The organism is Leptospira tipperaryensis, assembly GCF_001729245.1.
In the GTDB taxonomy this organism is placed as follows: domain Bacteria; phylum Spirochaetota; class Leptospiria; order Leptospirales; family Leptospiraceae; genus Leptospira; species Leptospira tipperaryensis.
The window spans coordinates 2,263,237-2,275,480 of sequence record NZ_CP015217.1 but is presented as its reverse complement, the minus strand read 5'-3'; the positions used below and the strand labels follow the sequence as shown (position 1 = coordinate 2,275,480).

At 42.0% G+C, this 12,244-nt stretch carries 13 protein-coding genes; 3 read left to right on the top strand and 10 right to left on the bottom strand.

The features are described 5' to 3' along the window. Nucleotides 1–43: 43 nt before the first annotated feature. Nucleotides 44–775, bottom strand: a complete 732-nt coding sequence (locus A0128_RS10750; protein WP_069609244.1) for a Crp/Fnr family transcriptional regulator — start codon at nucleotides 773–775, stop codon at nucleotides 44–46. Between the two features lie 128 nt (nucleotides 776–903). On the opposite strand from A0128_RS10750, the gene A0128_RS10745 reads away from it, so the two are divergent. Further along, nucleotides 904–1,518, top strand: coding sequence for an LIC_11485 family protein (locus tag A0128_RS10745; protein WP_069607511.1), 615 nt, complete (start codon nucleotides 904–906; stop codon nucleotides 1,516–1,518). After that, nucleotides 1,515–2,498: a hypothetical protein gene (locus A0128_RS10740; RefSeq protein ID WP_069607510.1), complete on the top strand. Its 984-nt coding sequence runs from the start codon at nucleotides 1,515–1,517 to the stop codon at nucleotides 2,496–2,498. Before A0128_RS10745 ends, A0128_RS10740 begins: the two co-directional genes overlap by 4 nt. Nucleotides 2,499–2,855: 357 nt before the next feature. Here A0128_RS10740 and A0128_RS10735 read toward each other — a convergent pair whose 3' ends face one another. Further along, nucleotides 2,856–3,320: a chemotaxis protein CheX gene (locus tag A0128_RS10735; RefSeq protein WP_010574631.1), complete on the bottom strand. Its 465-nt coding sequence runs from the start codon at nucleotides 3,318–3,320 to the stop codon at nucleotides 2,856–2,858. Continuing rightward, nucleotides 3,320–4,654: a hypothetical protein gene (locus A0128_RS10730; protein ID WP_156781821.1), complete on the bottom strand. Its 1,335-nt coding sequence runs from the start codon at nucleotides 4,652–4,654 to the stop codon at nucleotides 3,320–3,322. The genes A0128_RS10735 and A0128_RS10730 overlap by 1 nt, the downstream gene beginning before the upstream one ends. A 3-nt stretch (nucleotides 4,655–4,657) precedes the next feature. On the opposite strand from A0128_RS10730, the gene A0128_RS10725 reads away from it, so the two are divergent. Further along, entirely contained in the window at nucleotides 4,658–5,440 is a 783-nt protein-coding gene (locus A0128_RS10725) for an LIC_11490 family protein (RefSeq protein WP_069607509.1), read from the top strand. Between the two features lie 236 nt (nucleotides 5,441–5,676). Here A0128_RS10725 and lmtA read toward each other — a convergent pair whose 3' ends face one another. The 7 genes from lmtA to A0128_RS10690 all read right to left on the bottom strand — a co-directional run bounded on the left by lmtA (nucleotide 5,677) and on the right by A0128_RS10690 (nucleotide 12,178). Next, nucleotides 5,677–6,429: a lipid A Kdo2 1-phosphate O-methyltransferase gene (gene lmtA, locus A0128_RS10720; protein ID WP_069607508.1), complete on the bottom strand. Its 753-nt coding sequence runs from the start codon at nucleotides 6,427–6,429 to the stop codon at nucleotides 5,677–5,679. 90 nt (nucleotides 6,430–6,519) lie between these two features. Further along, nucleotides 6,520–7,530, bottom strand: a complete 1,011-nt coding sequence (locus A0128_RS10715) for a DUF4340 domain-containing protein (protein WP_069607507.1) — start codon at nucleotides 7,528–7,530, stop codon at nucleotides 6,520–6,522. A gap of 5 nt (nucleotides 7,531–7,535) precedes the next feature. Next, the gene (locus A0128_RS10710; protein ID WP_069607506.1) at nucleotides 7,536–9,230 is read right to left on the bottom strand and encodes a GldG family protein; all 1,695 of its coding nucleotides are present in this window, start codon (nucleotides 9,228–9,230) and stop codon (nucleotides 7,536–7,538) included. Next, nucleotides 9,227–9,982, bottom strand: a complete 756-nt coding sequence (locus A0128_RS10705; protein WP_069607505.1) for an ABC transporter permease — start codon at nucleotides 9,980–9,982, stop codon at nucleotides 9,227–9,229. Before A0128_RS10705 ends, A0128_RS10710 begins: the two co-directional genes overlap by 4 nt. Then, the gene (locus tag A0128_RS10700) at nucleotides 9,979–10,902 is read right to left on the bottom strand and encodes an ABC transporter ATP-binding protein (protein ID WP_069609242.1); all 924 of its coding nucleotides are present in this window, start codon (nucleotides 10,900–10,902) and stop codon (nucleotides 9,979–9,981) included. Before A0128_RS10700 ends, A0128_RS10705 begins: the two co-directional genes overlap by 4 nt. 57 nt (nucleotides 10,903–10,959) lie before the next feature. Further along, nucleotides 10,960–11,256 (bottom strand): STAS domain-containing protein, encoded by a 297-nt coding sequence (locus A0128_RS10695; protein WP_069607504.1) that lies wholly within the window; start codon nucleotides 11,254–11,256, stop codon nucleotides 10,960–10,962. A gap of 160 nt (nucleotides 11,257–11,416) precedes the next feature. Beyond that, nucleotides 11,417–12,178: a class I SAM-dependent DNA methyltransferase gene (locus A0128_RS10690; protein WP_069607503.1), complete on the bottom strand. Its 762-nt coding sequence runs from the start codon at nucleotides 12,176–12,178 to the stop codon at nucleotides 11,417–11,419. Nucleotides 12,179–12,244 lie beyond the last annotated feature (66 nt).

Below are 12,244 nucleotides of genomic sequence, written 5' to 3'. Positions count from 1 at the left end.
TATTCCAATGAGAAAAGGTTTTGAGATTCTTTCTCAGAATCCATCAGGAATGGGTTTTTGTTTCTAAGTTTGAAATTCCTCGAAGGGCTTCTAAATTTAAGAATCGAATTCTATTTTTATGAATCTCGATCCAATCCCGATTTTTGAAATCGGAAAGAGCTCGCACTAAAGTTTCAGTAGTAGTTCCTACCATAGAAGCCATAATTTCCCTCGTAAGATTCAATTCGATCTCGGGTTCGTTTCCCGACGCGGCTTGAAAGGAAATGAGAAGTTCCGCGAGTTTACTGTGAACCTGTTTGGTTCCCAGCGCGACGGTCTGATCTTCCAATTCTTTCCATTCAATCGCCATTTGTTTTAGAATTTCCAACTGAAGTTTCGAATCATTCTTCATCAAATCTTCCAAGACGTCCTTTTGAATATAACAAGCCTCCACGGATTCCAAGGCCTCGGCGTTTTGAGAAAAGTTACTACCGGTTAAAAGATCTCGAAATCCGACCCATTCTCCGGATCTTCGAATGGAAAACGTCTGTTCTTTGCCCGAGGAAGAATTTCTGTAGATCCGGACGCATCCGGATTTGATAAAATAAAAACCTTCCGCTTTATCACCTGAGTGGATTACGAATTCGCCTTTGCGGAAAATTCTAAATTCCTTGGTAGAATTGATCTTATCTAAGGAATCCATAGAAACACATTTCAAAACGGATTTGTGTCGGTTGGAGCAGAAATAACAATCAGGGGCGAGAGGATTCTCGTTCACGAAACCCAGGTTCTCCATGTTTTTCGAGATCGTAAATGCATTTTGTTCTCTAAGCGATGAGACGGTAAAAAAACGAGGATCAAAAAAACCGTTCGAGATTTTTCTCTTTCTTTGTAGAATTGGGAAATCGACCGAAACTAAAAACAATGGATCTCAATTTTAAAGATAAGCTCCAATCCGGGATGTCTTCCATAGACAGTCTTTCCCGAAATCTACCTCCTCAGGTACAGAAGACCCTTTTGTACACGGGAATTTCCCTGGCCGTTTTGGGTGTTTCTTTAGCGATACTCGTCGGAGTTCAGCGCGGAAAAGAAGGCGCAGCCTTTGAGGATCAGGCAAAAGAATTGGATCGTAAGGCCCTATTTTTAGAAGATTTAGAACGAAATTACAATCGAAAACGAAAGTCCATTCGTTACAGCGATCCGGATTTATCGGGAACGGGAGAATCCTCCCATCTCGAGATCGATCGATACGAAAGAGAGAAACCAAAGAGCGGACTTTTACCCGAATCGAATTCTCCGGAAGGAAAGGATCCTTTGAGAGAAGGAAGAAGGGAAGGTGGTGGAACTCCGAAACTTCCTACAGAATCCGATTCTCTTCCGACGAATGATCGAGAGAGAACTCCCGATTCGAATCGAAAACTGGAAGATCCTGGAACGGTGACTCCTGATCGCGGAACCGGAAATTCTTCTAATTCCGAAAGACCGAGTTTGATACGTCCTCCTAAAAACAATTCCAAAGGATCTCCGGAACTCAGATGAAATGGATTCGTTCTTTGATCCTTTCCGGATTCTTATTTGGAATTTCATTTTCTATTTTTGCGGATATGCCCCTTCCTTTTCCGGAAGAATCGGAAAGTTCTTTTTTGGAACCCGATGCTGCCGCGGAAAAAAATGCAGATTCTAAAAAAACGCAACCGGAAGAATCTAAAACTCTAATTCCTGGAAAATCGGATATTGCAGAAACCGGAGCCGAATCAAAGGCGACTAACGTATCCACCCCATCTCCGGAAAACGAAACCTCGCAAGTTTCTTCTAAAGATTCTATGGAAGAATCGCCTGCGATTCCCGAAAAGACAACACTTCCGAATTCTTCCAAGACAAGTTTGAAAAAGAAGAAGGATAAAAAAAAGGAAGATCCTTCCGAGAGCGGTTATAAAAAGGGAGTGCTCCGTCTGAGAGAAAATCAGAGAAACAACGCCAAGACCGAATTCAACCAAGCGAGCGGACAGGGAAAAACGGCTAACGCTTCTAAATTGGAAGACGCAAGACTCACAGCGGAAAGCGCGAATGACGCGAGTTCCATTACGGAACAGATCGATTCCGAAGACGAGAAATGGAAAGCAGTTTTTGAAGTGGCTCGCGCTTTGAGAGGGAACGGTAAAATTCCGGAGGCCGAATCTCAGTATCTAAAAATCATTACGGAAGCTCCCGAAAACTTTCAGTCGATTTCTCTTCTTTCTCTGGGGGAAATGCTTTCTTCTACGGATCGAAAGGATTCTGCGAGAAGATATCTTCTGCAGCTTGTAAAACTTTTGCAGAAAAAACCGGAACTGGATTCTCAAAAACAAAATCTGGAAAAGGCAGTAACTCTCATCGCGAGAATCTACGGAGATCAAGGAAAATACGAGGAGGCGGAGGATTGGGCGAAAGCGTATCTCACTCGAATGAATCCGGAAGCCTCTGAAGATTCTCCTTTTGTAAAAGAACTTCGTAGAATTCTAAAACGCAGATACTACTGAATTTTGAAAGATTCTTCGTTTTGAAGAAGAGAGGGAAATCGGAACGTTTTTGAAATTCAAAAGGGGACTCAAAAGATCCTCGGATTCAGAATCGACATTTCTCAATAGGAATTTTTGTAAGAGTTCCCACATTTGAGACTTTCTACTTGCAAAATATTTATTTTCTGATAAGGCAATATCGCCGGGAATCTTCCACCACCCGCCCCGCCACCCAAAGTCAGGGTGGGGCTTTCGTTTTTTTACGGAGGTTTGTCGTTGTTACGACAGATGATTTTTCTTAAGATTCAAACAACTTGTGAGTAAGGTGTTTCTTATCTCTTCAGGAGCACAAATGCAACGCACTCTATGAGAAAATTCTTATGTTAAAGAAACGTTTACGTCCAGCTTTCCGAACTTGGAAAAAAGACTGATTCCAAGGGAAGGTTTTTTAGGAATTTTTAGGGTTTCGTTTTTGGAATCGATGATATTGGGTGCAGTGATTTCGATAGATTGACCCGAGGTCGCGAAAATATTCATCGCATTCCCTGTAGTCATGTTTGCGATTTCTCCTAAGATATCCTTGTATTCGTTCTTGATATCTTGGTCGCTCATTCCGGGCATCAGAACTCCCGCGATCTTGTAAGCCGCGTCGTAGTTCAAGCCGTAGACAACTTCTCCGTTAAAAGTTCCGATCACGCCTATGACGATCGAAAGTTCTAGGTTGGTTTCAGGGCTGTCTTTGATTCCGATCTTTCCTCGGATAAGGTCCGTCTTTAGGACATCTCTAAAAACGATGGTCGCTGCTTCGAGAAAGGGATTTACCAGTTCAGCCCGGATTTGCATTATTCTTCTGCCTTTTGACCGATCCTTCGTTCAATCGGGTATTTTTCCTGTAGGGCCTGGCTGATTTCCATCACAAACCCGTTCATCAGGTTTGGATTGTCTCTCAAATCGGGGCCCTGCGAAGTATTGATTTTAGACGAATTGATTTCCATGGAAGCAAATTCGACGAATACATTTTTTTCGGAATCCCTGTAGGGACCTCCGACTTTTTTAGCTCCAAAAGCGACCGTTGTCAAATCTTTCAGAAATTGAGTGTTATTTCCCAAACGAATCGTCTGATTTCCGGACTTTAGTTCCCAGAGGTTGAGAAGGGTCTGGTCCTTAAAGTCTTGAATCGGAGTTCCGAGAAGACTTGCGATCTTTTGCAATCCATCCGGCTCTTCCTGAAGGGTTTTTAGTTTTGCCTTCCATTCGTCTTGAGATTTGGATCTGTTTTCCAAAAGGATCTTACTCTTCAGGAAATTTTTTCTTTCCTCAAAGCTGACTTCCTTTCCGTCCTTATTCTTTGGAAGTTTCCCGTCTTTTTTCTCGTTTTCGTATTTGGCTCTCAGGAGTTCATCCGAAATCGGAGCTTCCTTTTCCGCGAGTTTTGTGAGTTGATCGTCGGTATAGGAGAGAATTCTCAATTGAACTCGGGCAGAAGTGGATTCTTTCTGAACGTTGACTTCCCCGTCCGTTTTCTTTAGATCGGAGTTGAGAAGTGAATCGTAGAGAACGCTCGCATTCTTACGATCGATTCTGTACTGCATCGGAGCCGAATTTAGAATTTGTTTATAGATGGCTTCGGGTTTACGAACGTCTTCGTCGGAATAACCGGCTCCGTTCATGGATTCTCTATAAATTCTTCTGGCTTCATCCGAAAGTTCTTCTCGGATTCCGGTTTCCGAAACGGAGAATCCGGTCGCGTCTGCGATCTGTTTGGTGACTACCAAACTCCGGATCGTCTGAAACGCACAGGATTGAAGCGTGGAAGGATCTTCCGCCAGGGAAGGAGCGATACTTCTGTATTGAAAAAAGCAGTCCCTTCTCGCGGCCTGAAAGTAGTCCATTGGTATGGAATAGTCTCCGATTTTACCGGCGTTCAGGCTGGAACGGCCCGAGATCACATCGAAAAAGCTCTTTTCGGCGTCTCCCGGAAGAAAGGTGATGATCAAACCACTCACAAGAAAGAAAAGAAAGATAGCGACAACGCCGCGGATGATTTTGTCTTTAAGAGAAACGTTTTCTAATTCCATGTTTGTATCTGTAAACTGAAAGGGTTTGTGAAGGAATATTTCTGTAAAGGAGAAAAGTGAGAAAAACGCTTCAGAAACCCGCTCAATCGACAGATACATAAAATGATGCTCTTTATCGCAATTGCACTCATTCTCGTGGGACTTCTTTGTTTTATCTACGTCTCTCTGAACCCTCACGGTTCCGGGCAAGACCGTCCCACGTCCAAGTCGAGTTCTGCTCGCTCTGGAAATTCTGAAATCGATCACCTCATTTCAAGGCCGAACTCAAAAAGAGCGGGTGAAATTCTTGCTTCCAACAAAAGGGCGTCTCAGACCGAGAATGTCGAAAAGCAGAGACATCTTGAAAATCTCTTCGTTGAAGGAAGAAAGATTCCAAAGCAGAGTCCGATATCTTATTCTTCTTCCGAATCTCAATTGGAAAACCTTCCAAGCGACGAGGAAGAATTTATTTCCCAAGAAACCTCTCCTTCCGGTATTCAGGTTTTGGAAGAATCTCCTAAGTATTCTTTTATAAAAGAAAACAAAGAGGAAGAAGTGAGAGAGATTCGTTTTGAGATCGACGGTATTTTGTATCTAGATCAGAACCGGGAACTTCCGTTTGAAAAACTCGCCGATAAAAAGGAAGATTTGACTCCGGATCTCTTGAGAGGTCTGAAAAGAATCGGACCCGGAAAGTTAAACGAAAGCAAGGAATCTCTTTCCTTCGAAGCATTGAACAGCAGTTATCGTTATTCTTTTTCCGAGATTGAAAAGATTTTATTTTTTGACGAGGGGATCGTTTTGATTCCTTCCAAATCCAATTATCCGATTCCCGTTTTTTTTACGAAGGAAACAAGTCATCTCAAATCGTATCTCGAAAGTTCTTCTAAGACGTTTCCTTCTTAAAGAAAATTTTTTTTGGGGTGCTGGAGAATTGTAGTAATTACGACAATTCTTTCGTGAAAATTTGGCGCGCCCCACCCTGATTGGGTGGAGGAGGCGGGCTCGTGGGAAAAAGGCGGCGAACTCTTCTCTATCAGAAAATTCTACTTTTCGCAAGTAGAATTTGGATCCTCGATTCTTTGTAGGAACTCACACAAATGCTGGCCAACAAAAAAGAAATCGTTTCACCTCTATGGATCTCAACGACCTTCTACGTGAAGTAGGCGAGTTGTCTTTACGATGATTCTTACGAGAACATAGAATGCAAGGCCGCCTCCGAAAAGAATGATCTGCGGAAGACGAATCGCTTCAAGAAGATTGCTCACGGGCTCGTTAAAATAAACCGCTACCAAATCAAAAACGCTGAAGATAACAAGAATTCCGAAGAGACTCGGATATTCTCTTTTGATCACGTTTCGGATTGAAAAGGAAAGCGCGGGCTTTTTGTAGCCGGTAAATCTTGGAAGAAAAGCAGGAACCGTATTTGCCCAAGAAAGATACGCTTCTCCGAATTTTTTTCTCAAGAATTGTTCTTCCGCAAACATAATTCTTTCGTAATATACCCAGAAGAAAAGAATGAAAACGGACGCGATCAGAAAGTTCTTAAGAAAAAGAACAGCTCCCAAATACAAAAGAAAGTTACCGAGATAGAGAGGATGGCGTATCAGAGAATAAATTCCTTCTTGATTTACGAGGTCTGCGACTTGTTCTTTCGTATTTCTTCCGGATGTTCTCGCGGGAGCGTAACCGATGACAAAACTACGAACAAAAAGACCGAGAAGACTGATCCCCAAACAGATCGCTTGGTAGTAGAGATGATAAGTATAAGAATTTCCAGGGAACTGATAAAAAGGCAAAAGTCCAAGGCAGAGAATCAAAATGATTCCGGGGATGTAGGATCTCCAACGAAATAGAAAATTCCCCTGAGATTCAAATTCTTCGATCAAAGCCATGCTTTCGTCCTAATTTTAGATTTCTTGTGAAATGAAATTGGAAGCCTCTAGTCTGTCAATAGAGAATCCAACCCTCGTCCGGGGAAGCGATTAGAAAGAATCGGGAAAGGAATCCTTCCAATCAAATCTTTCTTGAAAACGTTCCAAAAATTCAGGATCGAGAACATACAAAATAGAATCGTTCCCGCTTCTAAAGACCGGCTCTTTTTGAGAAGTCTTTCCGATCCATTCTATCTCATAGATAGAATCCGAATTTTTCCCGGAACGAATTGTCATCTTGAGTTTTTCTTTCGAGGAAAGAGGGGAGATCGTTTCGTAAAAAGGTCTTTTAAGAATCCTCTCAGCTTTTGTTTTTAAAAAACGTTCCACCCAAGTTCCACAATCCTCTCCCCAACAATGACCCCGGTCGACATTCGAAATTTTCCAGAGCCCGGACGCGTCCTTTTGGATTTCAATTTTCGGAGAAGTTTTGGAAAAAAAATCTATTAGAATAGTATGAATTTCTGATGTTTCGATTCCTTGTGGGATCAGCGAGTTTGAAAAGAAAAAAGTCTCGTTCCCACGTCCTACGAGCGCATTGAGGTTTTCTTCCACGAACCAGATCTGTGAGCTTTCAGGTTCTCGAACGAAGGCCCCGGTTTCCTGTTTCCCCGAAACTCCGATTTCAAGCTTTCTGATTTCGCCCGATTCGGTCTGGATTTCGAGTTTCCATTCCTCTCCGTTTAAACCGAAGTCGGGGTTTGACGAATGGGAAACGATTTTTGAAAATTTCCTGAGTTTCAAAAGAGCACCTAACAGCGATTCTATCTTTTGGACGTCGGGTCTTGCGATTCCGTCTCGAACTTGAACGTCCCATTCTCCGTTCTTTTTTTCCAAAAGAATTTCGTGTCCCTTTCTTCCGATCTGAATTCTTTCTACCTCGGAGCGTTTATAAGGAAAAAATGGTTCCGCGTTTTGGTAATTTTTTTGAAAGAGGGAAAGCGGGTCGGAAATCAAAAAGGTTAGGGTTCCCAGAAGGACGTTCACCAAAAACAAAAAAAGCGCCTTTTCTTTTTTTAAAAATCCAAGAACGGAAATACACCGATCGGAGAAAGAAATCATTATGTTTATTCTTCTCCTTGAAAAGAATTTCGATGTCTGATTCTTGAAAACGTGTAAAGACCCAGAAAAAAAGGAATTCCCAAAAGATTTAAAAAACTCAAAAAGAATTTTTCCTTTTCCGAAAACGGATTCAACTTGAGAACCGCGGATTTTTTGCTTCGGATCTGAATGAGATCCGTGTCTCCCGAAGAGATGTCTAAGGCGTTTAATAAAAATGGAATATTCGATTCTTGATAAATGTCTCTTGTTTCCGGAAATACCAACAGATCGGAAACGATATAAGGAGAACCGATCACGAGAATTCTAGAAGTTTTATCTCTTTGTGTTTGCGAAAGAAAGGGAGCCGTTTGATTTGTGCTCGGAGCTTTTGTATATCGAGAACGAAAACTTCCTTCCAAAAGCGCACCCAAGATCTGTTTTTTTCCGGAAGGTTGGGGCGCTGTCGCGAAGATTTGTTTTTCACCCAGGGCTACGATATCGGAACGAACTTCGGATTCTTCTCCCGCAAAGAGGATGGGTTTCATCTTTACATCGGGTTGTCTTGTCGGATCCAGACTCAGACTCGAAGCCCAGGGAAGGAGTAGGTTCTGCAAAGGTGACGTGAAAGGATTCTCTTCGCTTAACAATTCTCCGTTTTTTCCGGCGACGATCCAAGCGGGATATGGAAATCTTCCAATCACTCCGGGTTCTATCTCCATCAGAGGTCCGGTCGAAAGTGAATGTTCTAGATCCAGTACGATGTCCGTGTTTATTCGAAAACCGTAAGATTCAAAGATAGAATTTAATTCTTCTATTTCTTCCGTTGGTCTCGCAATGCCGGCGCTAGTCGGAGACATCCCGATTCCTTCTTCCCGGTTCGGAGCTTCCATCCGAAAGTCCATGGACTTTGCAAAAAGAATCAGGCTTCCTCCTCGCATTAGGAATTGATCCAGTTGATACGCGCCTTTTTCGGAAAGGACTCCCGAGCCGATCCAAAGAAGGGTTCGGATTTCTTGCGGGAGTTCCTCTTCGTTTAATAAAATTTCCGCAACTGGACCGTATTCTTCTTTGAGAACCTGATGAACCAAAACTCCCACGCTGTCTTTTCCGCTCGCAGGACCCGGAGGATCCGTAGATAAAACTCCGGGAAGGTTAAGAATCGCGATGCCGGATTCTCCCGGTTTACGAATCATCTTTCGAAGTGTAGTCAAGATCTGGTATTCGATCTGTTCGGCGAAATACGCAACCGGAATCGTTTCCTTGAGAGCTCCGAGTGAAAGTATGATTCCCATAAAAGCTTGTTTGATCTGAGAGGAATCTCTTTCATTCTTTTCCAAAATCTGTGGAGCGATCCCCGATTCGATCGCTTTTTTACGATCTTCTTCGTTTGAGTCCGGATCATGAAATCTTAATATTACATCGGAGCCGCCAAGGCCGCTCAGTTCGATTAACAATTCTTTAGTGAGATCCAGAGACGTTTTGTATTCTCCCGGAACCTTGGAAGAGTAATACGCGTCTATAAAAAGAGTAGAATTCAAATTTTTGAATATAGATTTCGTACTTTCCGAAATTTCAAAACGTCCAGAGACCGAAAGATCCTTTCTGCAAGCGAAGTGTCCGATGATTCCGTTTGTAAAAAGAAAGATCAAAAAAATCTGCGAAAATAAAAACCAAGAACTGGAATTTAGTTTTAAAAAAAAGTTTCGAATCTTTGAGATCATCGTTTTGACCTCAATATAAGAAGATTTGCATATAAGGCCGTGAACGAAAAACTCAGATAAAAGAAAATTTCTCTCCCATCTAAAATTCCCATCCGAAAGGTTTCAAAGTGTTTGGACAAAGAAAGAAAGGAAACAATTCGACTGAGTTCGGGGCCTAAGAACGGAAGAAAGGGTCTGTAACCCATAAGAAAAAAAAGTAAACATACGATCAGAGCGGAAAGATAAGAACTGATCTGATCCTTTGTCAAAGAAGAGATAAAACTTCCCAGAGCCAGATTGGCCCCTCCCAAAAGAAAAATTCCGAGATAACCCGCGAAGGTAGTTCCTAAATCCAGATCCCCTAAGTAGAGAATCGTCGTCGGAATCGGAAGCGTAAATAAAAGAACAAAACCTAAAAAACACCAGGCCCCTAAAAATTTTCCGAGAACCAATTCAAATTCTCGAAAGGGAAGCGTGAAAAGAATTTCCAAAGTTCCGGAACGTTCCTCTTCGGACCAAAGACGCATCGAAAGCGCGGGAATAAAAATCACATACAAAATCGGAACCCAAAGAAAGTAGGCTTCCATACTCGCCGACTTGAGATCCCAAAACGAACTGTCCCCGAATCCAAAGAAAAAAAGAAACGAAGTCATAAACAAAAAGAACCCGGCGAAAATCGTTCCGATCGGAGAATTGAGATACACGGAAAATTCTTTCCAAAAGACTGTTTTTAAGTTCTGAACGGATTCGAGGATGGAATCGGAAAGATTCATTCTTTTGATTTTCCTGTGAGAGATTCAAAAACGGATTCCAATGAATTTTTTTCCGGGATGAGAGAACGGATTCGAAACGGAGCCTTTTTTAGAATTCCAAAGACGTCCTCCGTTTGAAATTTTGCGGATAAAATCCGAAATTCTTGAAAGCCGTCTTCCTTTTTTCCCGTGTTCTGTATTTCATAAGAATCGTTCGTAAATAGTTTTTTTATTTCTTCGATCGAGGTTTCGGCTAAAACGAGGCAGCCTTCCCCTTTTGAAATCGAGGAAACCGAGGCGTCAGCGATCAGTTTTCCGTTGGATAAGACCAGTATGTGATCGCAGATCTCTTCCACTTCCTGCAATATATGCGAGGAAAAAAGAATCGTTTTATTCTTTCCTAATGTACGAATCAACGTTTTTAGTTCTCCGATTTGGAGAGGATCCAGACCGTCGCTCGGCTCGTCTAAGATGATATATTCAGGATCTTGAATGATCGATCCCGCGAGTGAAACCCTCTGTTTAAAACCCTTGGATAAAAGTGAAATCGGTCGATAGAGAACTTCTTTTAGATTTAGAAGTTCAACGGCCGCGTGGATTTTATCCTTTAGGAAATTCTTATGAATTCCCTTGGCGGCTGCTAAAAAGGAAAGATATTCAAAAACCGTAAGATCAAAATAGATCGGAGACGATTCGGGGAGATATCCGATTTTTTTTTGGATTTCAATTTTGTTTTCTAAAAAGTCAAGTCCGTCAAAACGAATCGATCCGGAAGAAGGGGCGAGATAACCCGTAAGAAGTCGAAGTGTTGTCGTCTTACCGGCTCCGTTCGGGCCTAAAAGACCCGTGATTCTTCCCTTTGGAATTTCAAAGCTGAGATCGGAAACTGCGATTTTTCCGGGATACGTGCGAGTGAGTTGACTTACGGAAATAGTTCCCATTGGGATAATCACAGGACTGCGGAACTGAGGACGAGCGGCAATCGTTTTTCAAAAACTCTAAAGACCTAATTTACCATCCACCTTGAATTTTTTCAAAACTTCTAGTAAATCCGGGCTTAAGTTTTTGATCTTCATCTTAACTCCGAAATTATCCATTAGGTTTTTCAAAGTCAGTAGTTTTGCGATTCCGCTGGAGGTGATTTTTTTAACGCTTTCCACTTGGAATTCCACGTCTGAGATCGCTCCTCCGGAAGCCTTTCTGGATACCTCGTCAAAAATTTTATCATAACCGTCGATTACCGTAGTATCGATGATCACCTTTCCTGATTTTCCTTCTACATTGAATTTTGACATACGAATCTTCCTTAGTTCCCCTTTATCTTTTTCATATCCAAGACCGGTTTAGGGTCTTTGTTTTTTTCTTCGAAGAAAAACTTCGAAGGAGGCGAATCGATTCCCGTTTTTTCTACAAAAGTAGACGTGAAAAGTTGCAATCTTAAGAAGATGATATATGTCACCGATTCCGTAAATTAATTTCTGTACTTCGACAGATATAATTTATCAAAGCGGCGTCATCCTCCAAGATCCAGTCCCGATAATCGGAACCTTCCTCTAAAAGTTCGAGTCCACATTGCTTAAGAAGCAAATGGACTGTATCCATCGAAAAATAGGTGTGCTCGTGAACCTCGGAAAATTCTTCTTTGGATTGTTTGTGAGAGAAGGTGAGAGTGGATTCCAGGCGATTGGATTCTTCTAAAAAACGATTCTTCCAACGGATTTTATAATCTCCGACTCTTTCGTGAAACGTCTGTCCGTCGAAATGTGTTTTAAAATTGTATAAACTACTCAGATCAAAAAAGAACAAACCGTCCGGCGCGAGATGTCTTCGAACGCGTAAGAATGCGGACTTGAGTTCGGAGTCGTTTTTGAGATAGTTCAACGTATCGTGTGTGGAAAGAATCAGGTCAAAAGTTTTGTTTTCGAGTTCAAAATTGAGAAGGTCTGAGAGGACAAATTCTCCAGTAATCGCCTTTTTCCGAGCGATTTCAAGCATTTCAGAGCTTGAGTCCACACCGGTAAATCGGACCGAACTTGGAAATTTTTCCCAGAGTTTACAAGTTCCGCAACCGAGATCTAAAACCGTTTTCGGAAGATATTTTTCGCTGTGGTGGGCAAAAGAAGAGAGTATGAATTCGGCCCAACGATCGTATTGGACGTCTTTCATAACTGCGTCATAAACGGTCGAAAAGCCGGAATAAGGCTTTTTTTTAAGCATAATTTAATTTTTTCTTGCTCTTTTTACGATCTTTCCAATAGTCAATCGTAATTTGATGAGACATAA